Source organism: Enterococcus sp. DIV1067f (assembly GCF_050543505.1).
Classification (GTDB): Bacteria; Bacillota; Bacilli; order Lactobacillales; family Enterococcaceae; genus Enterococcus_D; species Enterococcus_D entomosocium.
Genome location: NZ_CP172940.1, coordinates 1,060,001 through 1,083,570 on the forward strand (window position 1 = coordinate 1,060,001; position 23,570 = coordinate 1,083,570).

21 protein-coding genes are annotated in these 23,570 nt (G+C 42.8%); 13 read left to right on the forward strand and 8 right to left on the reverse strand.

The features are described from left to right. The first annotated feature begins 75 nt into the window (after positions 1-75). A complete protein-coding gene (locus IGJ42_RS05015; RefSeq protein ID WP_176256982.1) occupies positions 76-546 on the forward strand; it encodes an HIT family protein in 471 nt (156 codons plus the stop codon). Positions 547-610: 64 nt separating this feature from the next. Here the strand turns inward: IGJ42_RS05015 and IGJ42_RS05020 are convergent, their stop codons facing one another. Continuing rightward, positions 611-2,608, reverse strand: coding sequence for a beta-galactosidase (locus IGJ42_RS05020; protein WP_086332193.1), 1,998 nt, complete (start codon positions 2,606-2,608; stop codon positions 611-613). Positions 2,609-3,040: 432 nt separating this feature from the next. Between IGJ42_RS05020 and arcA the strand changes: the two genes are divergently transcribed. The 10 genes from arcA (at position 3,041) to IGJ42_RS05070 (ending at position 13,172) form a co-directional block, all read left to right on the forward strand. After that, positions 3,041-4,258, forward strand: coding sequence for an arginine deiminase (arcA, locus tag IGJ42_RS05025; protein ID WP_008380978.1), 1,218 nt, complete (start codon positions 3,041-3,043; stop codon positions 4,256-4,258). A gap of 384 nt (positions 4,259-4,642) precedes the next feature. Then, complete coding sequence (locus IGJ42_RS05030) at positions 4,643-4,954, forward strand: hypothetical protein (RefSeq protein ID WP_008380980.1); 312 nt, start codon at positions 4,643-4,645, stop codon at positions 4,952-4,954. Continuing rightward, positions 4,955-6,946: a V-type ATP synthase subunit I gene (locus tag IGJ42_RS05035; protein WP_430615989.1), complete on the forward strand. Its 1,992-nt coding sequence runs from the start codon at positions 4,955-4,957 to the stop codon at positions 6,944-6,946. It begins immediately after the preceding gene. Continuing rightward, positions 6,930-7,403 carry a V-type ATP synthase subunit K gene (locus IGJ42_RS05040; RefSeq protein WP_005237160.1) on the forward strand — a complete coding sequence of 158 codons (474 nt, stop codon included), beginning with the start codon at positions 6,930-6,932 and terminating at the stop codon, positions 7,401-7,403. The genes IGJ42_RS05035 and IGJ42_RS05040 overlap by 17 nt, the downstream gene beginning before the upstream one ends. Positions 7,404-7,419: 16 nt before the next feature. Next, a complete protein-coding gene (locus tag IGJ42_RS05045) occupies positions 7,420-8,010 on the forward strand; it encodes a V-type ATP synthase subunit E (protein WP_061053898.1) in 591 nt (196 codons plus the stop codon). Between the two features lie 14 nt (positions 8,011-8,024). Further along, positions 8,025-9,026, forward strand: a complete 1,002-nt coding sequence (locus IGJ42_RS05050) for a V-type ATP synthase subunit C (RefSeq protein ID WP_005237156.1) — start codon at positions 8,025-8,027, stop codon at positions 9,024-9,026. Next, positions 9,019-9,333 carry a V-type ATP synthase subunit F gene (locus IGJ42_RS05055; protein ID WP_005229240.1) on the forward strand — a complete coding sequence of 105 codons (315 nt, stop codon included), beginning with the start codon at positions 9,019-9,021 and terminating at the stop codon, positions 9,331-9,333. The genes IGJ42_RS05050 and IGJ42_RS05055 overlap by 8 nt, the downstream gene beginning before the upstream one ends. A 31-nt stretch (positions 9,334-9,364) precedes the next feature. Next, on the forward strand, positions 9,365-11,140 hold the full coding sequence (locus IGJ42_RS05060; protein WP_008380990.1) for a V-type ATP synthase subunit A: 1,776 nt from the start codon (positions 9,365-9,367) through the stop codon (positions 11,138-11,140). Further along, positions 11,140-12,528: a V-type ATP synthase subunit B gene (locus IGJ42_RS05065; RefSeq protein WP_005237151.1), complete on the forward strand. Its 1,389-nt coding sequence runs from the start codon at positions 11,140-11,142 to the stop codon at positions 12,526-12,528. Before IGJ42_RS05060 ends, IGJ42_RS05065 begins: the two co-directional genes overlap by 1 nt. Further along, positions 12,528-13,172, forward strand: a complete 645-nt coding sequence (locus IGJ42_RS05070) for a V-type ATP synthase subunit D (protein ID WP_016613064.1) — start codon at positions 12,528-12,530, stop codon at positions 13,170-13,172. Before IGJ42_RS05065 ends, IGJ42_RS05070 begins: the two co-directional genes overlap by 1 nt. 75 nt (positions 13,173-13,247) lie before the next feature. Here the strand turns inward: IGJ42_RS05070 and IGJ42_RS05075 are convergent, their stop codons facing one another. The 4 genes from IGJ42_RS05075 to IGJ42_RS05090 form a co-directional block, all read right to left on the reverse strand. Continuing rightward, a complete protein-coding gene (locus tag IGJ42_RS05075) occupies positions 13,248-14,054 on the reverse strand; it encodes an ABC transporter ATP-binding protein (protein ID WP_005237149.1) in 807 nt (268 codons plus the stop codon). Then, positions 14,054-14,974, reverse strand: a complete 921-nt coding sequence (locus IGJ42_RS05080; protein ID WP_005237148.1) for an ABC transporter permease — start codon at positions 14,972-14,974, stop codon at positions 14,054-14,056. The genes IGJ42_RS05075 and IGJ42_RS05080 overlap by 1 nt, the downstream gene beginning before the upstream one ends. 29 nt (positions 14,975-15,003) lie before the next feature. After that, complete coding sequence (locus IGJ42_RS05085) at positions 15,004-15,981, reverse strand: ABC transporter substrate-binding protein (RefSeq protein ID WP_086332194.1); 978 nt, start codon at positions 15,979-15,981, stop codon at positions 15,004-15,006. A 500-nt stretch (positions 15,982-16,481) separates the two neighbouring features. Next, complete coding sequence (locus IGJ42_RS05090; protein WP_016613067.1) at positions 16,482-17,642, reverse strand: hydroxymethylglutaryl-CoA synthase; 1,161 nt, start codon at positions 17,640-17,642, stop codon at positions 16,482-16,484. Positions 17,643-17,834: 192 nt separating this feature from the next. Here IGJ42_RS05090 and IGJ42_RS05095 point away from each other — a divergent pair, with 192 nt between their 5' ends. After that, positions 17,835-20,309, forward strand: a complete 2,475-nt coding sequence (locus IGJ42_RS05095; RefSeq protein WP_086332195.1) for a hydroxymethylglutaryl-CoA reductase, degradative — start codon at positions 17,835-17,837, stop codon at positions 20,307-20,309. Positions 20,310-20,347: 38 nt separating this feature from the next. Here IGJ42_RS05095 and IGJ42_RS05100 read toward each other — a convergent pair whose 3' ends face one another. From IGJ42_RS05100 to IGJ42_RS05110, 3 genes are all read right to left on the reverse strand, one after another. Then, a complete protein-coding gene (locus tag IGJ42_RS05100; RefSeq protein ID WP_005237132.1) occupies positions 20,348-21,052 on the reverse strand; it encodes a hypothetical protein in 705 nt (234 codons plus the stop codon). Positions 21,053-21,166: 114 nt separating this feature from the next. Continuing rightward, a complete protein-coding gene (locus tag IGJ42_RS05105; protein ID WP_016613070.1) occupies positions 21,167-21,448 on the reverse strand; it encodes a hypothetical protein in 282 nt (93 codons plus the stop codon). A 25-nt stretch (positions 21,449-21,473) separates the two neighbouring features. Further along, entirely contained in the window at positions 21,474-22,319 is an 846-nt protein-coding gene (locus IGJ42_RS05110) for an aldo/keto reductase (protein ID WP_016613071.1), read from the reverse strand. A 162-nt stretch (positions 22,320-22,481) separates the two neighbouring features. Here IGJ42_RS05110 and IGJ42_RS05115 point away from each other — a divergent pair, with 162 nt between their 5' ends. After that, the gene (locus IGJ42_RS05115; protein WP_005237126.1) at positions 22,482-23,486 is read left to right on the forward strand and encodes a nucleoid-associated protein; all 1,005 of its coding nucleotides are present in this window, start codon (positions 22,482-22,484) and stop codon (positions 23,484-23,486) included. Positions 23,487-23,570: the final 84 nt, after the last annotated feature.

Sequence of the window (23,570 nt, forward strand, 5' to 3'; positions counted from 1 at the left end):
ATTGAAAGCCTTTTCTTAATCTTGTATAGTTTTTACATGAATAGCTGCAAGGAACAGGAAAGAGGGGGGATCAAATTGAAATGGTATGAGAATAGAATCAAATCAGCGATAGATGGGACAAATCCAATGGTGATCAAAGAATTGTCTGGCAGTTTTGCTGTTTATGGCGATGTCCAATTTCTTCCTGGATATTGTGTATTATTACCTAAAAGAGAGGTGGCTTCTTTAAATGATCTAGATTTAAATGAGCGACAGGTTTTCTTAACTGATATGACTCTTTTAGGAGATGCTATAATACAGGCTTGTTCTCCATTGAGAATCAATTATGAACTATTGGGAAATACCGATAACTTTCTTCATGCACATCTTTTTCCCCGTTATGAATGGGAAACCGACGAAGCGAAAAAAATGCCTGTTTGGTTGTATGACAAATCCCATTGGACTAATCCAGAGTATCACTATTCAGAAAAAAGAGATGGAGAGTTAAGACGAGAGATAGCCTCTTATTTAGAAATTGCCTATCGTTTGTCTAATGAACCTTTCTGAATCTAGTAACCTCTATAAAAGAACCTCCATGAAGCGATCGCTTCATGGAGGTTCTTTCCTTAGATCATTCAATATACTTAAGGATTGCGACTTCTTTTGGTTTCAGAACTGCCAACTGTTTGGTTTCTTTGGTTAGAAGGTCTTCTCCAGGGGCTTTCAGCTTCACTTCTGTTGTCTGCTCGGTATGGTTTAAGAAAAAGACGAGTGTATAGCCAGCACCTTTGCGACAGGTAACGGAGATTTCAGTAGGAGCAGCCAAGAAGTGCTGGGCATGAGTCGTTAATTTGTGATTTTCCAGAATGGTCGCTAAAAATGTAGTTAGTCCTTCAAGAGACAATTCTGTTCCCACGTAATACGCATACCCATCGTCGATCCGGTTCATGGTAATGGCGGGCTTATCGGTCAAATAACCGGAATGGAAGGTTGCCAAAGCTTTCGCACCTTTTAGATGGATGACTTCCTCCCATAGAGAATTGTCGTACCGACGACCTTGGAAGTCAATTTGGTGATGGGTAGCCGCTTTCATTGGGTAAAACTCTTCTACAATGATCCCTAAGGTGTCCCTAAACAGTCCTGGATAGCCCCCAAGATAGACTTGGTCATATTCATTGACGATCCCACTAAAGAAATTGGTCAAGAAGATGCCGCCTTGTCGCACGTAATCATGGATCTTCTTACCGAATGCTTCGGGTGCTGAATAGAGATTTGGGGCGATCACTAAAGGATAGCCGCCTAGGGATTCGGAAGGATGGACAAAGTCTACGCTCAGATTTAACGCCCTAAGTGCGGCATACAGGCTGCGTAACTGATGAATGTATTTTAAGGTTCTTGGTTTGGCATCCAATTCCAGCGCCCACCAATTTTCCCAGTCGAAGACAACTGCGACATCAGCCAAGAAGCGCGTCCCAACGATTTCGGATAGTTGCGAAAATTCGTTGCCTAATTGTGCACATTCACGAAAGATACGGCTTGACTGAGGATCTCCGTGAGGCACCATCGCACTATGAAATTTTTCCGCACCGCCACGAGACTGTCGCCATTGAAAGAACATGATACCATCAGCACCATGAGCTAGCGCTTCATAACTCCAAAGACGCAACTGGTTGGGGGTCTTGGCCCCGTTGATTTGTCGCCAATTAACGGCGCTGGTGGCTTGCTCCATGATCAAGAATGGCTTTTTCTTCAAACTGCGGGTTAAATCGTTAGCAAGAAATTGCGGGTAAGGGATTTTTTCAAAGGGATTCGGGTACGAATTCCAGCTGACCACATCTATTTCAGGTGCCCATTTAAATCCATCTACGTATTTGTGTAAGCCCATAAGATTGGTCATATAAGGAATGTCATGGGAATATTTTGCAATCGCCGCCTTTTCAATTTGATAAAGTTCCAGATTCATGTCGGAAAGAAACCGACGGTAGTCTAATTGCTGTGCAGGATTTTTGAAGGTTGGCATTGCCTCTGGTAAGAAAATTTCCTCCCAGCTGCCATAGGATTGACTCCAAAACTTCGTTGACCAAGCATCATTCAATCCAGCGATGGTCAGATATTTCTCTGCTAACCATGTCTGAAATCTTTTCCGACAATGATCGCAATAACACTCGTGGATGTGACACGTATATTCATTATTGATATGCCACATGACCAGCCCTGGATGATTAGCATAACGGTTTGCGACTGCTTCAGACAAATCGGCGGCATATTGACGATAGATAGGGGAAGTCGGACAGTAGTGCTGGCGCGCACCATGAACCAGTCGATTGCCATGAATGGTCACAGGCAGCATCTCAGGGTGTTTTTGAACAAGCCAAGCGGGAGGAGAAGCTGTTCCATTGGCTAGGTCGATCATGATATTGTTTTCATATAAAAGATCCATCAACCAGTCCAGAAAGTCAAAATCATAGGTGGATTCATCTGGCTGCAGATTGACCCAGCCAAAAATATTGATACTTACATAGTTCACACCTGCTTCTTTCATTAAGCGCATATCTTCAAGAATGACTTCTTTAGACCATTGTTCAGGATTGTAGTCGGCACCATAGTAAAGCTGACGTTGCGTTTTCATCAAATCGCTCCTTTATAGACGTTTCTTTAGTATCAAGATACTTGAATCATATCAAATATTCATCTGTTTGATAGCGGTATCATTTGAAAATCATGAAATGATCCAAAAAAACAAAGATAGTTCAATCTGGTTTCGCAACTAGGGCTATAGTCCGCCAGTTCTTTTGCCTTGCTGTTTTTTTAACAAAAATATACAATTGAAAAAGGCGGTAAATTAAAACATCTAAAATTTATCTCTCTAAGTAGTTGTTTTTTTATTAATAGTTTCTTTATAAAAAAATGCATGTTTATAACCAACAGATCAAAAAAACTATTAAACATTAGCAGAAGATTACTATGAGTCAAAGAAATGAATAATTATGTGTCGAGGAGTCATAAACGAGGAATGACATAAGTTATTCCACAAAAAATGCGAAAAAGGAGAGACACGTCCATGAACCAGCCAATACAGATCTTTTCTGAGATTGCGCCCTTAAAGCGGGTGCTGTTGCATCGTCCAGGAGCAGAATTGGAAAACTTGATGCCGGATTATCTTGATCGCTTGTTGTTCGATGATATTCCTTTTCTAGACCAAGCACAAAAAGAGCATGATTTTTTTGCCGAGACGTTAAGAAACAGAGGGGTGGAAGTCCTTTATTTGGAAGATCTTGCTGCAGAGACATTGTCGACGACCGGTGCCAAAGAAGCTTTTTTAGAAGATTATTTAAATGAGACAACGATCCTTGATGAAGAGATTCGCAACGAAGTGCGCAATTTTTTCCTGTCGATCAAAGATAATCGCTCCTTTATCGATCATACGATGGCGGGCTTGAAAAAAAGTGAGGTAGAAATTCCAAGAGCTAGCAAGTTAACGGCGATCGTTGAAACGGAATATCCTTTTTTGATCGATCCAATGCCAAACTTGTATTTCACGAGAGATCCGTTTGCTACGATTGGTCATAGCGTTTCCTTGAATCGAATGTATTCTGCAACGAGAAGACGAGAAACCCTCTACGGAAAACAAATTTTTACGCACCACCCGATGTTTTCCCGCAATGAGACGAACTTTTTGTATCATCGGGACGAAACGACGCGGATGGAAGGCGGCGATCAGCTGATTTTATCTGATAAAATCGTGGCGATCGGTATCTCTCAACGAACCGAGGTTGCTTCTATCGAAAAAATTGCCGAAACGATTTTTGCTACAGAACCGAGTTTTGAACATATCTTGGCATTTAATATTGGTGAAGAACGAAAATTTATGCACTTAGATACGGTCTTTACGATGGTGGATCATGATAAGTTCACGATCCATCCAGAAATCGAGGGAGAACTTTCGCTGTATTCAATCACTAAACACAAGGACGGTGTGCGAGTATATGAGGAAAAAGATACGTTGGAAAACATTCTTTGCCGTTATTTAGATTTGCCTGAAGTACACTTGATTCGCTGTGGTGGTGACGACTTAGCGGCAGCAGCCAGAGAACAATGGAATGATGGTTCCAATACATTGGCGATCGCCCCAGGGGAAGTCGTGGTCTATGACCGCAATACCATCACCAACGGGTTGTTAAAAGAGGCAGGCGTCAAGTTGAATGAGATCTCAGGAAGTGAATTGGTTCGCGGACGTGGAGGTCCACGCTGTATGAGTATGCCATTTATTCGTGAGTAGGACGAATCTTTGTTATTTTAATTACGGATTTTTGCTTTGAAATTATGAAAGTTAAGAAATAGAAGAGAGAAAAATAAAAGAAAGATTTGAAACGGCATTCTGTTTCTAATCTTTCTTTTTTGTCATCATTTAACCCCCTATAAATTGAAAAGGATTTCTTTTTGTGAAAATGTGTAATTTTTGTGACTTTTATATGTAAAGACTATAAAAAAACGCTAGGAACCTTGTTCTATCGCTAAATTTATGGTACGGTTATATTAGAAAACGGAAATAGGTGAAGGTATTTGCCACTTATTGATTTTTGACACCCTACGATCAGCGAATGCCATATGCTTGATTTGTAGTGGTTTTTTTTGCGGAAAAAAAGGGAAAGCAGGTGAGAAAATGGCAGTAGATGCAATTCGATTATTACAAGAAGCAGAGCAATTTGCTGAAAATAAAAACCAAGAAGCGGAAGCAGAAAAAAAACAATTGGCACAAGAACGCGAAGAACGGTTGAAGGCGTTTAAAAAAGAGTTGGCAGAAAAAGAAGCCCAACAAAAAGAAGCAATCAATCAAAAAATCGCAGCTGAGTTAACACAGTCAAAAGAACCGCTCATGGCTAAAACGAAAGCAGAAGTGGAAACACTACGAACGATCCCTAATGAGTTAAAGGAAGAAGCATTGGCAATAATAATAAATAAGGTTGTGACATAAATGGCAATTGCAAAAATGCAAAAGTTCAGTCTGTTGACCTTTTACGATCAGAAAGAAGCTGTTTTAGAGCAGCTGCAAGACTTTCAGGGCGTAGAACTGCTTTCTTCGGAGAAATACTACGATTCTGAAGAAACGACGGGTGTTTTGACACCGGTTCGCGAGGAACAGTCTGAAGAAGAAATGGAGAACCAGTTTGGTCAAGTCAACTGGAGCTTAAATTTTTTAGAAGAATATGTACCCAAAAAAGGAATGCTGGCACAACTGCGGCAACCAATCAAAAAATATACCCTTCAAGAATTGGCTGAAACAGCCCACACCTATCCCTGGCAAGAATTATGCCAGACCCTTCGTAAACAAGACAAACGTCTTCGCTTGATCGATCAAGAAAAACGCGATGTATTAGCACAAGAAGCAGAGCTGTCGATTTGGAAGTATTTTAAAGAGCGTCCAGCGGTTTTAAAGGAATTAAAAAAATCAGGTGGCTTGCTAGGTTCGATTCCCACTTCTGAAATGGCTGACTTTACGACGAACAGTGAGAAGCTGCCGCTCGTCTATGTGGAAACTGTTTATCAATCACAAACAACCACTTATTTACTGGTCCTTTTCCACAAAGATGTAAAAGAAAAAGTAACTTCACTTCTTAAAAAAGTAGCCTTTGAGCAATACATCTACCCTTATGAGGGCATCCCAGAAGAAGATCTGCAAACGATGAAAGAAAAATCCCAACGTTTAATTGATGAAGAAAAAGAGATCAAAGCCTCTCTTCGTGCAATGACAAACGAGCAAGAAACTTTGCGGATCGTTGCCGAGTATTTAGATGGAGCAATCACCCGCTTAAAAAGCAATAAGATGCTTTTACGTTCTACTCATGCGGTCTCGCTTTCTGGCTGGGTTCCTGTTGATGGAACGGCCGAATTAGAAAAACGCATCAAAAAAGGAACCACGGATAACTATTACCTCGAATACCAAGAAGTGACGGAAAAAGAGATTAGTAATGTGCCGATTTTATTAGAAAACGCACGTTGGATCAAACCTTTTGAAGGACTTGTTCGGATGTACAGCTTGCCGCAATATGACGAGTTAGATCCGACACCATTTATGGCGCCTTTTTATATGGTGGCATTCGGGATGATGGTTGCCGATTTTGGCTATGGTTTGCTTTTGTTTCTGGCGACGTTTCTTGGTAAAAAGCTGTTCCACCTCAGCAAAGGGCTGGAACAAAACTTGACCCTCTTTCAGTTATGCTCGATCCCCACGATTATTTGGGGCTTGATCTATGGCAACTTCTTCGGATTTGAATTCTCATTCCAACTGTTGTCTGCCCAGGATGATGTCAACCAGATCTTAGTCTTATCCGTGATCTTTGGGTACATCCAGATTATGTTTGGTTTGGCGCTGAAATTCTATATTCTATGGAAGAAAAAAGACCAGAAACTGGCTGCGATGTTCCAAGCCGGTTCATGGATCGTCTTTTTGATCAGTGTGGCTTTTGTTGCCGCAGGAATGCTGCTTTTCCCTGACACACCGTTACAAATGATTGAGATCGTAATGATCGCTGCCAGTCTATTAGCAGTGGCCATCGGAGGCAGTTTAGAAGGTAAAACCTTAGCAGGAAAAATCGGTTCTGGATTGTACGGATTGATGGATGTGACCAATTATGTTGGTGACTTGATCAGTTACACCCGTCTGATGGCGTTAGGGGTTGCCGGCGGAAGTATCGCCTCAGCCTTCAACTTGATCATCAGCTACCTGCCGCCAGCAGCCCGGTTTACGGTTGGTATCTTATTATTTGTGGCATTGCATGGCCTAAATATTTTCTTAAGTTACCTTAGTGCGTATGTTCATGGTATCCGTTTGCAGTATTTAGAGTATTTTGGAAAATTCTTTACGGGGGGCGGACGTGCCTTTGACCCCTTCAAATCAAATGAAAACTATGTAGAGATCATCTCAGAAGAGAAGTTACAGGAGGACAATAATGGAAAATTGGATTAGTTTCTTTTACGAAAATGGTGGAATTGTTTTTGCAGCTTTAGGTGTAGCGACCGCAACGATTTGCGGCGGTATCGGATCAACGATTGGTGTTGGGATGACCAGTGAAGCAGCGTCAGGCTTGATCTCAGAGCAGCCAGAGAAATTCGGACAAGCGTTGATCTTAGAGTTGCTGTCTAGTACTCAGGGGTTATACGGGTTCGTAATTTCCTTTATGATCTTTGGTCAAATCAGCGGTTCGCTTTCATTCGATCGCGGATTGTACTTGTTTATTGCTTCATTGCCAATCGCATTAACAGCGATCGTAGCCGGAAAATGGCAAGGACGTGCCGCAAGTGCTGCGATGCAGATTTTAGCCAAAAAACCAGAACATGTGACCAAAGGAATTATCTTGGTAGCGATGATGGAAACGTATTGTATTTTAGGGTTCGTTATTTCCTTCTTGCTTGTCTTGAATTAAGAGGAGGGAAAAGTGAATGTCTGATATTACACGTTTAACTGACAAAATAACCGCTGATGCGGAAAAGAAATACCAGCTGCAAATCAAAGAAGCGAAAAAAGAAAGTGAAAATCAAGAAAACTTGAAGCGAACGCAATTAGAAAAAGAGCTTAGTGAGCGGTTAGCTTTTTATGAAAAAGAAAAACGTGCGGCGATGTATTTGGAAATCTCAGATGTGCATATTCAATCAAGAAACAAGGTCTTGGCAGCAAAGCAGTCGGTCTTAGATGAGCTGTTTACTGAGGCTTTGACCCGTTTAAATACGATGGATCAAGCAGCATTTTATGCGTTTATCGCTAATGGCTTGGCGAATGCAAGGTTAACTGGTGAGGTTGAGTTGCTTTTAGGTGAGAAGACCCGCCATTTAGTGGATGAGGAGCTCCTCGCTAAATTGCAGGCATCTGCCCCAGATGTTCAGCTGAAACTGGTAAATAAAACGATCCCTCGTAAGGGTGGCTTTTTGTTGCGACAAGAAGCGATCGAGTTGAATTTTACTTTTGATGCGCTACTAGAAGCCAACAAAGAAGAGTTAAGCAATACGTTACTGCAATTGATTTTTGAACAGTAAGCAGGTGCAAACAGATGAATGACATCAAATACAATACCTTAAATACGAGAATTCGGACGTATGAATCGCAATTATTCGATCGCAGCCGCTATGAGCGGATGCTCTCGGCTGCTAGCGCAGAAGAAATCTACGGTATGTTGCAAGAAACGGTTTATGGTGACTTCATAAACGAGGATGATCGTGTACACGACTTTGAACATGTGTTGATGGCGGAGTTGAAACGGGTATACGACACGATGTATCAGCTGACACCGGAAAAAGCGATCGTTGATTTCTTTGCTTTGAAATATGACTATCAAAATCTGAAAGTCTTGGTAAAAGCGGCGTACATGCAAGAAGATTTTTCTGAATATCTTGTCCCAATTGGTACCCAGCCGCTTTCCGTCCTTAAGGATCTGGTCAAGACCAGAAAAAGCAATCTTGTTGCCAAAGAGATGGTTGATTGTGTGGAAGAAGTCTTCTCTTATATTGAGAACTACCATGAGGTCCAATCGATCGACATCATCTTTGATAACCACTATTGGGAACAATTGTGGACGATTGGCAAAGAATACGACGACGATCTGCTGCAAAGCTTGATTCGTCGACAAATCGATATTTTCAACATTTCAACAACGTTGCGCAGTTACGCGATGAAACGCAAGCGCGGCTTTATCAGCGCAGTTTTAGCCGATCATGGAAACCTGCCTGCAAAAGAATTGTTAGCTGAGATCACGACTTCCCTTGAGGCATTTGTGGCATATTTGCAAGGGACTCCTTATAAAGAACTGATCAATCACAGCTATGAAGAGTTGGTAGAGAAGAAGACCTTGAATACCTTTGATATACGCAAAGACAATTTTCTAATGGCGAAGCTCAAAGAACATAAAATTGTTCCTTTTGGCCCTTCAGCATTGGCAGGGTACTTGTACGCCAAGGAAATTGAAAGCAAGAACTTGCGTATTCTCCTGATTGGGAAAATCAATAAGGTGCCGGAAGAGATTTTAAGAAGTCGGGTGCGTGATAGTTATGCATAAAAAAATAGCAATGATGGGTGGTAAGAACTCGATCTTGCCTTTCAAAGGGCTAGGGATCGACATCTTTCCAGTCAGCGATTTGGATGAAGCCGCCCAACAACTAGAAGAAATGGCTGAAGCCTATGGGGTAATCTTTTTGACTGAGCGACTGATCGAACAATTAGAACCGATCGTTCGCCGCTATGAAGAAGTACCGACACCAGCGATCATTCCGATTCCAAGTAGTACGGGTAGTTTAGGGATCGGCATGGCACGAATTCAGCAAAATGTGGAAAAAGCGGTAGGAATGAATATATTAGATTCATAACAGACAAGTCAGCCAGCTAGGAGGAATAAATGTGGCATTTGGCACAATTGAAAAAGTATCGGGACCACTGGTCACCGCCTCAGGATTAAGTGGCGCAAAAATCCACGAAATCTGCAAAGTCAGTGACAAGGGCCTTATCGGTGAGATCATTGAGATCAAAAAAGGGCTGGTTTCGATCCAAGTATACGAAGAAACAGCGGGAATCGGACCAGGCGAGCCCGTGGAAACGACAGGCGCACCATTGTCTGTCGAACTAGCACCAGGTTTGTTGACTCAGATGTTTGATGGGATCCAACGACCATTAGATACGTTTATGTCGCAAACAGAAAGTGATTTTTTGGAACGAGGGGTTACCATCGATCCACTGAATCGCCAAAAGAAATGGACCTTTGTCCCTCAAGTACAAGTCGGTGATACCGTACAAGGTGGCGACATTTTAGGTTCAGTACAAGAAACATCGGTGATCGAGCATAAGATCATGGTGCCACCAAACTATGAAGGAACCGTCAAAGAAATCATGGTAGGGAATTTTGCTATTACTGAAGTGATCTGTGTCTTAGAAACCATTGAGGGTGAAAAAAACTTGACGATGGTTCAGAAATGGCCGGTTCGTCAACCACGTCCCGTTACTGCTAAATTAAATCCAGGCGAACCGCTGGTCACTGGTCAGCGCGTCATCGACACCTATTTTCCAGTGGCAAAAGGCGGCTCAGCTGCCGTTCCCGGACCATTTGGTGCCGGAAAAACGGTTGTTCAGCACCAAATTGCTAAATGGTCGGATGTGGATATCGTTGTCTATGTCGGCTGTGGCGAGCGAGGCAATGAAATGCGGGATGTTATGAATGAATTTCCTGAACTGATCGACCCAAATACCGGCAAGTCCATCATGGAACGAACGGTCTTGATCGCCAATACGTCGAATATGCCAGTTGCTGCTCGGGAAGCCTCAATCTATACAGGAATCACGATTGCAGAATATTACCGAGACATGGGCTATAGTGTTGCTATCATGGCAGACTCAACATCACGTTGGGCAGAAGCGCTGCGGGAAATGAGTGGACGATTGCAAGAGATCCCAGGAGATGAAGGCTATCCGGCGTACCTTGGAAGTCGAATTGCGGAATACTATGAGCGAGCAGGGCGTTTCCATTCATTAGGCACACAGCCTCGGGAAGGAAGCATTACCGCAATTGGTGCGGTTTCACCTGCTGGTGGAGACATCTCAGAACCGGTCACCCAAAATACCTTACGAATCGTGAAAGTCTTCTGGGCATTGGATAGTATGCTGGCGCAAAAACGGCATTTTCCTTCCATCAACTGGATGAATTCCTATTCCCTTTACGAAGATCAAATCAATTCTTATTTAGATCAATTATTAGGCGATCGCTGGTCGGAGCTAGTCAATGAATCAATGGCGATTCTCCAAGAAGAAAGCCGTTTAGAAGAAATCGTTCAATTGGTAGGGATGGATTCTCTTTCTCAAAGAGACCGTTTGACAATGATGACAGCCCGTTCTTTGAGACAAGATTACTTGCAGCAAAACGCCTTTGATGATGTTGACACGTATACATCTCGCAATAAGCAGTTCAAAATGTTGGAGAATATTCTTTACTTTAATGAACAAGCCCAACGTGCACTGCAGCTAGGTGCTTACTTAGATGAGATCACAAAAGGAACGGTTGATCTGCGTGAGCGCATCGCCCGCAGCAAATACATTCCTGAAGAAGAATTGACCCGCTTGGATACGATCAAGCATGACATCAAAGAAAAGTTACAACGAATCATTGAAACTGGAGGTGTTCATTGATGTTAAAAGAATATCGTACAGTTTCCGAAATTGCCGGCCCTTTAATGGTGGTCGAAAATGTTCGAGGCGTTAAATTCGACGAACTCGTTGAGGTCCGCATGGACACAGGCGAGATCCGTCAAGGTCAAGTACTGGAAGTCAGTGATGACAATGCTGTTGTCCAAGTATTTGAAGGTACCAGTAATTTGAGTGCTGAAGAAAGCAAAGCAAGGTTTCTAGGAACTGGTTTAACTTTAGGGGTTTCTCTAGATATGATGGGTCGGGTTTTTGACGGTTTAGGAAAACCAAAAGATAATGGCCCGAGAATCTTGCCCGAAAAACGCATCGATGTAAACGGTGAAGCCATCAATCCGATGGCACGGGACTTCCCGGATGAATTTATCCAAACTGGGATCTCAACGATCGATCATTTAAATACATTAGTTCGTGGACAAAAATTACCAATCTTTTCTGCTTCTGGTTTGCCTCATAAAGAGATCGCTGCTCAAATCGCACGACAAGCAACAGTACCCAGCCAAGAAGGCAATTTTGCGATCGTCTTCGCAGCAATTGGGATTCCGTTTGAAGAAGCTGAATTTTTCGTGGATGAATTCCGCAAAACCGGTGCATTAGATCGATCTGTTTTGTTTATGAACCTTGCCAACGATCCAGCAATCGAACGGATCGCTACTCCTAAGATGGCATTGACTGCAGCAGAGTATTTGGCTTTTGAAAAAGGCATGCACGTCTTAGTGATCATGACCGATATGACGAACTATTGCGAAGCATTGCGAGAAATCTCCGCTGCCCGCCGAGAAGTTCCGGGACGTCGCGGCTACCCAGGGTATCTATACACCAACTTAGCTACACTGTATGAACGGGCAGGACGTTTGATGGGCAAAGAAGGATCGGTTACACAGATTCCGATCTTAACGATGCCAGATGGCGATAAAACCCACCCGATTCCTGATTTGACTGGCTATATCACAGAAGGACAAATCATTTTGTCGCGGGACCTTTACAAACGCAATATCAATCCGCCAGTGGATATTTTGCCAAGTCTTTCTCGGTTGAAGGACAAAGGAACGGGAGAAGGTAAGACCCGTGCAGATCATGCGGCAACGATGAATCAAATTTATGCCGCCTATTCCGATGGGAAAGCTGCCAAAGAGTTATCGATCGTTTTAGGAGAGTCTGCCTTGTCTGATCTTGATAAAAAGTACGCGCGTTTTGCAGATCTTTTCGAAAAAGAGTATGTCAACCAGGGATTTGAAACCAACCGGACGATTGAAGAAACGTTAGATTTAGGCTGGAAGCTATTAGCTACCTTGCCAAAACAAGAGTTGAGCCGTATCAAAGAAGAATTTATCGACGCCTATTACCCAACGGACGAGGATGTGAGTTCTTAATGGCGATCTTAAATGTCAATCCAACTCGGATGGAACTAAGTCGTTTGAAAAAACGGCTGACGACGGCAACCCGTGGTCACAAATTATTGAAAGACAAGCAAGATGAGCTGGTGCGCCAATTCATTCAGCTAGTAAAGAAAAACCAGAAGCTTCGTAAAAAAATGGAAACTGCGCTGCAAGCAGGGATGGAAGAGTATGTGCTGGCTTCTAGTAGTATTCCCGATGTCGTTTTGCAAGAAGCATTTATGATCCCTTTAAATAAAGTGACCCTAGATGTACAAAGTCGGACCATCATGAATATGGATGTGCCAGTGTTAAATCCTGTTTACGAAGAAGAGAGCTCCGATGATGACTTTTCCTACGGTTTTGTAAGTACCACCAGTGAGCTGGATCTCTCGTTGTCTCATCTTGATCAGATGCTGCCAGTGATGCTTCAGTTGGCCGAAATCGAGAAAACCTGTCAACTGATGGCCAATGAGATCGAGCGGACGAGGCGAAGAGTCAATGCGTTAGAGTATATGACGATTCCCAAGCTGACGGAAACCATTCAATACATCGAAAGCAATCTGGCAGAAGACGAACGAGCAACATTGACCCGCTTGATGAAGGTCACAGATATCATTGCGGAAAATGAAGCAAAGTAAGGATTTTGCCAATCATTTGGAAGAATCAAAAAAGGCACGTAGAAGGGGGTTCCTTTCTACGTGTCTTTTTGCTTGTTAAGAGCGTAAGAGCAGTTGGTCATCTTTTAATTCAGCACCGCTATTTTGATGGAACATTTCCATCAATTCAGGGACGGTTAAATGTTGCTTTTGCTCACCGGCAATATCCACGACGATCTTGCCTTGATGAAGCATGATCAGGCGATTGCCATAGCGAATGGCATCTTCCATATCATGAGTAACCATGAAGGCCGTCAACTGCTGTGAACGAATCAATTGATCGGTCAATGCCATGACAGTCAACGAGGTTTTTGGATCTAGGGCAGCGGTATGTTCATCTAATAAAATCAATTTAGGTTGTTGCAACGTTGCCATCAAGAGGGTAATCGCTTGACGCTGTCCGCCTGATAACAAACCGATCTCGGCAGAAAGACGATTTTCTAAGCCTAAGTTTAGACTGGCTAATTTTTCTTGGAAAAACGCGCGATTTTTTGCTTTGACGCCTGTCGCAAACCCTCGGACTTGGCCCCGTTTGTAAGCAAGTGCTAAGTTTTCTTCAACAGTCAAACGAACCGCTGTCCCCATACGTGGATCTTGAAAGACTCGGCTAATATCCTTTGAGCGTTTCGTAACGGATAAACGGGTGATGTCTTTCCCATCTAAGGTGATTTTTCCTTGTTCTGTTGGGATCGTTCCTGCAATACTGTTTAAAAGGGTCGATTTTCCGGCACCATTGCCACCGATGATCGTGATAAAATCTCCGGCATTCATCGTCAGGTCAATGCCTCGCAAGACATGGTTCTCATTGATCGTCCCTTTTTCAAAGGTTTGGTGTAGATTTTCGATTGTTAAGACTGAAGTCATTAGGATTGGCCTCCTTTGGTTTTTGGCAGCATCTTTTTAAGTCCTAGTTTTGAACGAAGCTGCGGTAACGAGAGGCAGATGACTAAGACGATTGCGGATGCCAGTTTGATATCATTGGCTTCGACATTGAACTCGAAAACGACGGCCAGGATAAAGCGATAAACGATCGCTCCAATCACGATGGTGATCAACCGCAAAAGCAAAGATTTATTGGCAAATAAAACTTCTGCAATAATGATCGATGCTAAGCCAATCACGATCGTACCGATTCCGGAGTTTAGGTCAGCAAAACCGTTGTTTTGGGCTAAAAGAGCACCTGAAAGGGCGATACAGCCGTTAGAGATCATGTAACCGATGATCTTCATATTATCGGTGTTGATGCCGTTGGCTTCACTCATAGCTAAATTATCGCCTGTTGCGCGCAATGCTAAGCCGATCTCTGTACGGAAAAAGAGGAACAAGCACAAAATGACGATAGCTGCGAAGAGAAAGCCCGCAAGAATCACGGCATTGTTTTTGGTCAGACCCATTGCTTGAAATTGGGTGAAGACCGTGTCTTGTCCTAACAAGGCAATGTTGGGAGCACCCATCACACGATTTGTGATGGAATAAAGCCCAGTCATCGTGATGATCCCGGCCAACAAGGCTGGGATCTTTAGTTTTGTATGCAGTAGTCCGGATACCAAGCCGGCTAACATGCCACCGCCAAAGCCCATCAAACTGGCTAGTATGGGGGAGACGCCATTCGTAATACTGATTGCAGCGATCCCTGCACCTAATGGAAAACTTCCTTCTGCAGTTAAATCAGCGATATCCAGAATACGGAAGGTCAAAAATACTCCGATTGCCAGCAATGCCCAAAGGATCCCTTGAGAGGTGGCAGATTGTAGTAATAGTAAGAACGTGTCGACTAAATTCATATGATTTCCTCAAATCTAAAATAGTATGGTTATTCTGGGGCAGTGATGCTGGCAGGATCAATCCCTAAAGCTGCAGCCATTTCTTCATTGACGACTAACTCTAAATTCTCCGCTGTTTCAACGGGTGTGGTAGCTGGTTCTGCATCGCCATCTAAAATTTTTGCTGCTAGTTTTCCTGTTTGAATGCCTAGTGATTTATAGTCAATACCATAAGTTGCTAGAGCTCCATCATCGACTTGTTCCACGGAACCTGCGACGATCGGTGTTTTGGTTTCTTTCGCCACTTCACCGACGATTGCAGCAGCAGAGGCAAAGGTATTATCTGTTGGAATATAAATGCCATCGACATCTTTTGCCAGGCTAGTGGTCACTTGCTGCACATCATTGGTGGTATTGGCGGTCAATACTTTAACGTCGACTCCAGCAGCTTTTAAGGCTTCTTCTGCCAAGTCTGCTTGAATTTTCGAGTTAGCTTCACCTGCATTATACATAATGCCGATCGTCTTGGCGTCAGGGACGATGCTTAACAGCAAATTGATCTGCTGCTCAATGGGTACCATGTCTGACGTACCGGTGATGTTGCGACCGGGTTCTTCATTTGAGTCGGCTAATTTTGCCCCAACTAAGTCAGTAACTGCGGTAACCACGATTGGGGTATCAGTGGTTTCATTTGCTAACGAAACAGCAGCAGGCGTAGCGATGCCCAATAAAAGATCAGGGTTGGCATTCACTAGGCGTTCGCTCATACTTTTTAAGTTGTCTTGACTGTTTTGCGCATTTTGGTATTCGATCATCAGGTTTTCACCTTCTGTGTAGCCCGCTTCTGCTAAGCCTTCTTTAAATCCTTCGTAGGCGGCATTCAAGGAGCCATGTTCCACGAGTTGCAAGACACCGACTGTTTTTGATCCGTCGTTTCCCTCAGAAGCATTGTTTGATTCCCCACAAGCTGCCAGTGCCAGTAGTGAAGCCGTTAATAATCCAGTTGTGATCCATTTTTTCATTTTCATTGTAACTCCTCCTATAAACGTTTCTTTTTTAATTGGGGTTTACCTGAACAAAAAAATCCATTCAGACAATCGTCTAAATGGATTCGATCCTATACCAAGCGTAAACGTATATTGGCAACCATTTAGAAGATTTTCTACATGGCTGCAAGTTCAAGTTAAAATGCTTTAGCCATCATAGATACAAACAAAACTCGTTTTGCGGTTTGCATCCATAATGTGTTATGAATACAAACTATCTAAAGTAGCTAAAGTAAAAGATATTCAGTTGTGGGGACACGGTCGTTTTTAACATAAAAAAGTTCCTCCATACTTGAATTGTTTTTAGTATAGACAAAAAAAAGCGGACTGTCAAATGTTTTTCCTGAATTATCTGAAAATTTTTGAATAACAATCAGAAAAAGTCTGAAAAAGATGCTTTGTTTCAACAAATTAAAAAGAAAGAAAAAAACTTTGTTTCATCAAGCTTTCTTGCTTGAAAATAAACAAAGTTTTTCTAAACATCACTCGTTTTCTTCTTTATAATAACGAATGGTATTTTTGATTTCACGAATACTGTAAAGCAGATCATCCTCAAAGGATTGATCTTGATCAATATCGATGGTCTCATTGAACATTGCTTCGTATTCAGCGATCGTTAGTTTTTGACGGGCATCAAGTAACGTTTGGTGAGCAGCTTGTGCTAACTGTTTTTCATAACCGGGTACCAATACGCCGCTGAAAAATTCAGCAACCGCTCCTGAGCCGTAACTAAACAGTCCTATCCGATCATTGGCTTGCAAGCTGGAGGAATTTTCTAATAAAGAGATCAAGCCTAGGTACAATGAACCCGTATACAAGTTGCCGGTCCGACGACTGTAAACGATCGATTCTTCATAGCGAGCCATCAGGCGTTCTTGTTGCGTTTCTTCTTCTTCGGCAAAAACAGCCAATAAGGCTTTTTTTCCCATTTTTGTATAAGGAATATGGAAACTCAATGCAGCGTAATCTTTTGCTGTGCGTTGCGTTTTTTCGCAATGGGCTTGCCAAACTTGTTTAAAGGAATCGATATAGACGGCATTTGACAAGTGGCCATCTACCATTGGATATTGATGACCAACGGGACGCCAAAAATCATAAATGTCTTGCGTCAACATCAAATTATCGTTATCCAACTGCAAAATCGCTGGATCTGCAGAGATCAGCATAGCAACTGCACCTACGCCTTGAGTGGGCTCTCCACCGGAAGCTAAGCCATACCGGGCGATGTCTGAAGCCACCACCAAAACTTTGCTTTTTGGATTGGCTTGTACGTGGGCTTTAGCAAACTGTAAGCCTGCTGTTGCGCCATAACACGCTTCTTTGATTTCAAAGGAGCGGGCAAATGGTTGAATACCCAATAGGCGATGCAAAACCACTGCCGAAGCCTTTGATTCATCGATGCCGGATTCTGTGCCGACGATCACCATATCAATTGCTTGTAAATCTTCTTTTGTGAGGATATCTTTTGCCGCATGCATGGCAAAGGTGACGATATCTTGCGTTTTTTTATTGACCGCCATTTGATCTTGACCGATCCCGATCGTAAATTTATTTGGGTCGACCTCTCGGGCGTGAGCTAGATCAACCATATCTATAAAATAGGGGGGGACATAAAAATTTATTTTATCAATACCAACGTTCATTCTGTCGCTCCTTTATGTTCTACGTACTTAGTAGGCTACACGTTCTAAGGTATCATATTTTTTGAAAAAAATGAAAAAGAATTGATTAGAATTTAAACTTTATTAAAGAAAGTAGAAAAGGGCACAGCAAGCTGATGTGGGGTATTCTTTTTTGGAGGATTTAATGATATATTTCAAGAGGAGGTGACGTACGTGGAAGAAGTTGTCATTATCGACGCACTAAGAACGCCAATTGGCAAATACCATGGGTCATTAAAAGAATATTCAGCAGTAGAATTAGGAACAATTGCTGCGAAAGCCTTGTTGGCAAGAAACCAACAAGCAAAAGAACATATCGCACAAGTGATTATCGGAAATGTCCTGCAAGCAGGCAGTGGGCAAAATCCAAGTCGCCAAGTTTCCCTGCAAAGTGGGCTTTCTTCAGATATTCCAGCCTCAACGATCAACGAAGTTTGCGGTTCGGGAATGAAAGCGATTCTAATGGGCATGGAGCAAATTCAGTTAAACAAGGCATCAGTCGTCTTGACTGGTGGGATCGAAAGTATGACGAATGCGCCGCTATTCAGTTATTATAACAAGGCGGATGATCAGTATTCAAATCCAGTATCAACAATGATGCATGATGGCTTAACAGACGCTTTTAGTAGCAAACCGATGGGCTTAACGGCTGAGACTGTTGCAGAAAGATATGGCATCACTCGACAAGAACAAGATGAATTTGCCTACCACTCCCAAATGAAGGCTGCCAAAGCACAAGCGGAAAAGAAATTTGAGCAAGAGATCGTACCCGTGACCGAAAAGTCTGCTACCGTTTCCCAGGATGAAGGCATTCGCGCCGCTACGACAGTCGAAAAATTAGCTGAACTAAAAACGGTTTTCAAAAAGGACGGTACGGTGACTGCTGGGAATGCCTCAACCATCAATGATGGGGCTGCCATGGTCTTGATCGCCTCAAAAAGCTATTGTGAGGAGCATCAGATTCCTTATCTGGCAGTGATCAAAGAGATCGTTGAAGTTGGCTTTGCCCCAGAGATCATGGGAATCTCACCAATCAAAGCAATCGATACTTTGCTGAAAAAGCAAGCACTGTCGATTGAAGACATCGGTATTTTTGAAATCAATGAAGCCTTTGCAGCTTCCTCGATCGTAGTAGAACGTGAACTTGGTTTGGATCCCAAGAAAGTCAACCGTTACGGTGGGGGCATTTCCCTTGGCCATGCGATTGGAGCAACCGGTGCTCGGATCGCAACGACCGTCGCTTATCAGCTAAAAGACACACAAGAACGTTATGGGATCGCCTCTTTATGTGTCGGTGGCGGGTTAGGGCTAGCGATGCTGTTAGAAAACTCTTCGGCGGCAGCAAGTCAAGCCGATTTTCATGAAGAGTCGGCATCAGAAAAAACAGAAAAAAAAAAGTTTTACGCCCTTACGCCTAACGAACGACTAACCTTTCTTGAAGCACAAGGGGCGATCACAGCAGCCGAATCCTTGGTTTTTCAAGAAATGGCATTAGACAAGGAAACTTCCAATCACTTGATCGAAAACCAGATCAGTGAAGTGGAGATTCCCTTAGGTGTGGGGTTGAATCTGCAAGTGAATGGCAAGAGATACAATGTCCCGTTAGCCACAGAAGAACCTTCTGTGATTGCAGCGATGAGCAATGGAGCAAAAATGGCTGGGCCCATTACAACGACCAGTCAAGAACGTTTGCTTCGAGGCCAGATCGTCTTTATGACTGTTCAGGACCCGGATGCCATTTTGGCAAAAGTCAACACAGAGCAAGCGGCGATTTTTGCAGTGGCGAACGCGGCGTATCCCTCGATCGTAAAACGCGGTGGGGGCTTACGACGAGTGATTAGTCGGAACTTCTCGCCAACAGAATCTGAATTAGCAACAGCCTATGTCTCAATCGATTTGTTGGTTGATGTCAAAGATGCCATGGGCGCCAACATCATCAATTCGATTTTAGAAGGAGTGGCCGACCTCTTTCGGAAGTGGTTCCCAGAAGAAGAAATTCTCTTTAGTATTTTAAGTAATCTTGCCACGGAATCGTTAGTAACAGCCACTTGCTCCGTGCCTTTTGACAAACTGAGCAAGATCGGAAAGGGTAGACAAGTTGCCGAAAAAATCGTTCATGCAGCTGATTTTGCCAAGATTGATCCATATCGTGCCGCCACCCATAACAAAGGGATCATGAATGGCGTTGAAGCGCTGATTTTGGCTACCGGAAATGACACTCGCGCCGTTTCGGCAGCTTGTCATGGCTATGCTGCCCGTAATGGTCGCATGCAAGGGCTGACTTCTTGGAAAATAGTAGAAGACCGTTTGATTGGTAGTATCACACTTCCGTTGGCGATCGCCACAGTCGGGGGTGCCACAAAAGTATTGCCAAAAGCCCAAGCGGCGTTGGCTTTGACCGGTGTTGAAACGGCGAGTGAGTTAGCTTCGCTGGCGGCAAGTGTCGGGTTGGCTCAGAATCTGGCAGCTTTGCGGGCATTGGTTTCAGAAGGAATTCAGCAAGGCCATATGAGCATGCAAGCCCGTTCATTAGCTATTTCAGTTGGGGCAAAAGGAACTGAGATCGATCAGCTGGCAGCTAAGCTGCGAGCGGCGAGTCAAATGAACCAAGAGCAAGCCCGTAAATTTTTAACAGAAATACGCAACTAAAAAAGGTTCTCTAGGGAAATTCCTAGAGAACCTTTTGTTTATCGTTTAGAAATCGCCGTGTGGGCATACGCCTCGATCAATGGAATGACTTCTAGTTTAACTTTGTATTTGCGTTCTAGAGCGGTTTCGATGGTAAAAGTATCACTTTCTGTTTCAGAAATTGTTGCTAGAACACGATCTTCTTTCGGGGAAGCTTCGATCACGGTCGTTTCTCCTGAAGATTGTTTTGCAGAAAATTTAGGGAATGCTGCGATTTTTTCGGCAAATGCTGAAAAAGTCATGGATTCGTCAGAATCATCAGCCGTTGATTTTTCCACTTCTTTAGTTTTAGTTGATGCAGGTATAGTTGGTGCCGTTTCTTCCTTCACTTCTGCTGGTTCTTTCGCAGGAGCGGAGGTAGGTGCCGCACTTTCTTGCGGATTGGTCGGTAACCAGTAAGCAGCGATCTCATCGACTAAGTTATCGCTGAAACGATCAAGTAAGCCAGCTTCTAAGCGTTGAATTCGTTTCACGACGATTTTGAAGTTCTCATCTAAAGGAACAGCGATTTTTTGTTCTTTGGGTGTTTCCTTCAACAATTCAATCAATAATTCCTCTTGATTTTTAGGATTGATATAAACAGTTGTCGGAAGGTCGAACTTATCTGCTGTTTTGCGCTCGATCGCTGTAAACAACTGTTGTCGAGCTGTTTCATAAGACGGGCGGAATTGTTGTTTCAATTTTGCTAATTGTTTCTTTTTCATAATCTTCTCCTCTCGATCACTATCGATTATAAGGAAAATTTGCAGAAAAGAACAGTCATTCTCATGAAAAAATACAAAAAAAATTATATATTTCCTGAAAAAACGCCAGCGCTGCTAAAGAAGCGGCGTTGGCGTTTCTACTAGATCATTGATTTGATGGTACTTAGGCATTAGGATCAAAAGCTCCTTGTCTCCAGTGGCGACTAAGTAGTTTTCCCAAAGAAAAAAGCGTACTTCCCCAGTGAGTTTCTCAGCCAGCATCTGCTGATAGTCGCTAGACGACCATTGACGCGCCGGAAAATGTTGGACTTTGTCTGGCCATACAAGAAAAACAAAATCAGCATGTAAGGCTTTTTGAACAGCAGGGGAGAGGTGAATCAAATCAGTTGTCTTCATAGGCTTCTCCTTATAGAGAGTAAAATTAAAACCCTGTCGTATCTGGATTGGTCGCTTTCCCAACGACACCATCTAATTGATCGATCGTTTTCATGTCTTCTTCAGATAGCTCAAAATCAAAGACATGGATGTTTTCTTCGATCCGACTCGATGTGACTGATTTTGGTAATGGCAAGAAACCATGTTGTAAAGACCAGCGTAATGCAACTTGAGCGATTGATTTTTGATGCTTTTCAGCTAATGCTTTCATTTCTGGTACATCAAATATCTTCCCGGTACCTAATGGGCTGTATGCTTCAAGCAATACATCGTGTTCTTGGCAATAAGTTACCACTTCTTCTTGTAACTCGCCAGGTGCAAGGAAAATCTGATTGACCATTGGGAAGATGGTCGCTGTTTTTTTCAATTCTTCAAAATGATGAGGCAAGAAGTTGCTGACCCCGATCGCTTTGATTTTGCCTGCCTGATACAGTTCTTCAAAAGCGCGCCATGTTTCTGCATTCGCTGTTTGCCAGTTGTCACGAAAGGCTACTGGGTTTGGCCAATGGATTAAGAAAAGATCGATATAGTCTGTTTGTAGTTTCTCTAAGGACTCTTCAAAAGAAGACATCACAAGATCATAGGAATGGTTCGCATTCCACAATTTTGTAGTCAAAAAGAGTTCTTCGCGGGGAATGCCGCTTTCTTTGATCGCTTGACCAACACTGGCTTCATTTTTATAGCCTTGGGCTGTATCAATATGGCGGTAACCTACTTCCAGTGCTTTTTTGACTGATGCTACGGCAACGTCGCCGTCTGGTGTTTGCCATGTGCCAAAACCTAACTCAGGGATGGTTACATTGTTTGATAACGTATAGCTGTTCATGTTCATTCCTCCGTTTTCTGTGATACCTTTAGTTTAGCAGACGAGGACGGATTTTCCAATGAATGCATCTTTCAAAAAGGAAGTGGCCAATAAGAAAAATGACGTTTGGCTCTTGTCAGTTCGCCTATTTTTTTTGTACACTAGACAAATGGATAAGGAGCGTAACTAATGGATATTTATTTGAAACATGCGATATTACACATTATTGACCGTCAAACTGGTGATCCGGTTTTTTCTCAAGTTGAACTCGATTTGACCACGGAATACATCCGCGATTATTTGACGAAAAAAATACAGAAACTTGCAACACCGCAAACCAAAACAGGGCGTTTACTCGAAACATCAATGATCGCTCAACTGGTCAAACAAGCACCCGAAGACTTTGTCGCAGCCAGTGAAGCGATCGTCCAACGGTGGTATGAAGCGTACAAGGAAAGTGAAGATGCACCAAGTGCGGATGCCTTTGTGGTCTTGTATGAATTTGATACAAGAATGCAGTTGGCGTTTTTGAAGGTCAACTATCAAGACGGCTATACGCACTTTATTGATAATGGGGAAGCTGGGATCGAAAACAATCTGATTTTGCATCGTGCCTTACTAGCAGGTAAAACTCAAAAGGCCGATGAAGGGATCACAATTGATGTGGAGAGCTTAGACTTTGAACTGATTGAAAAGAAATATAGCTTTTCAGGTGAAAAATATGCCTACTTTTCAACGAAAGTCATTGATGCCGAACCGATTCCCTCGTTAGAAGAAAACGTCAAAGTCATCAAAAAAGTAGCGGAAAAAATTGGTCAGAAATTTGAAACACCTACCTATAACGTTGTTGCCGATCTAAAAGAAGCGGTTTACGACACGATCGAAGAGTCAGGACACATTGATGTCAGTGAAGTGGCGCAAAAAGTCTTTAAAGACAATATTACCGCTCAGCTTTCTTTTCAAGAAGAAGTGGCTGAAAAAGGATTTGTCAATCAGGCACCAATGATGCGGGATGTCCGTGAGATCTCAGAGAAAAAATTCGGGAAACAAAAACTAAAATTATCTAACGGGATCGAATTGATCGTTCCTTTGGATGTTTACCGAGATCCAAATTTGATCGAATTTATCAATAATCCAGACGGAACGATTTCCGTAACGATCAAAAATGTAGAAGAAGTAATTAATCGGATGTAGGACAAAGGTCTTATGTGTGGATGATGCGGAGCTAACAACATAGAACGAGCACAAAAAAGCAGAGATTCCTCTTTAAGTAATGAG

Bases quoted from the DNA above. Each gene is read 5' to 3' on its own strand.
- IGJ42_RS05040 (WP_005237160.1), top strand. From the start codon at position 6,930: ATGGAAAATTGGATTAGTTTCTTTTACGAAAATGGTGGAATTGTTTTT.
- IGJ42_RS05080 (WP_005237148.1), bottom strand. From the start codon at position 14,974: ATGAATTTAGTCGACACGTTCTTACTATTACTACAATCTGCCACCTCT.
- IGJ42_RS05075 (WP_005237149.1), bottom strand. From the start codon at position 14,054: ATGACTTCAGTCTTAACAATCGAAAATCTACACCAAACCTTTGAAAAA.
- IGJ42_RS05065 (WP_005237151.1), top strand. From the start codon at position 11,140: ATGTTAAAAGAATATCGTACAGTTTCCGAAATTGCCGGCCCTTTAATG.
- IGJ42_RS05050 (WP_005237156.1), top strand. From the start codon at position 8,025: ATGAATGACATCAAATACAATACCTTAAATACGAGAATTCGGACGTAT.
- IGJ42_RS05105 (WP_016613070.1), bottom strand. From the start codon at position 21,448: ATGAAGACAACTGATTTGATTCACCTCTCCCCTGCTGTTCAAAAAGCC.
- IGJ42_RS05055 (WP_005229240.1), top strand. From the start codon at position 9,019: ATGCATAAAAAAATAGCAATGATGGGTGGTAAGAACTCGATCTTGCCT.
- IGJ42_RS05110 (WP_016613071.1), bottom strand. From the start codon at position 22,319: ATGAACATGAACAGCTATACGTTATCAAACAATGTAACCATCCCTGAG.
- IGJ42_RS05090 (WP_016613067.1), bottom strand. From the start codon at position 17,642: ATGAACGTTGGTATTGATAAAATAAATTTTTATGTCCCCCCCTATTTT.
- IGJ42_RS05020 (WP_086332193.1), bottom strand. From the start codon at position 2,608: ATGAAAACGCAACGTCAGCTTTACTATGGTGCCGACTACAATCCTGAA.
- IGJ42_RS05085 (WP_086332194.1), bottom strand. From the start codon at position 15,981: ATGAAAATGAAAAAATGGATCACAACTGGATTATTAACGGCTTCACTA.
- IGJ42_RS05115 (WP_005237126.1), top strand. From the start codon at position 22,482: ATGGATATTTATTTGAAACATGCGATATTACACATTATTGACCGTCAA.
- IGJ42_RS05035 (WP_430615989.1), top strand. From the start codon at position 4,955: ATGGCAATTGCAAAAATGCAAAAGTTCAGTCTGTTGACCTTTTACGAT.
- IGJ42_RS05100 (WP_005237132.1), bottom strand. From the start codon at position 21,052: ATGAAAAAGAAACAATTAGCAAAATTGAAACAACAATTCCGCCCGTCT.
- IGJ42_RS05030 (WP_008380980.1), top strand. From the start codon at position 4,643: ATGGCAGTAGATGCAATTCGATTATTACAAGAAGCAGAGCAATTTGCT.
- IGJ42_RS05070 (WP_016613064.1), top strand. From the start codon at position 12,528: ATGGCGATCTTAAATGTCAATCCAACTCGGATGGAACTAAGTCGTTTG.
- IGJ42_RS05045 (WP_061053898.1), top strand. From the start codon at position 7,420: ATGTCTGATATTACACGTTTAACTGACAAAATAACCGCTGATGCGGAA.
- arcA (WP_008380978.1), top strand. From the start codon at position 3,041: ATGAACCAGCCAATACAGATCTTTTCTGAGATTGCGCCCTTAAAGCGG.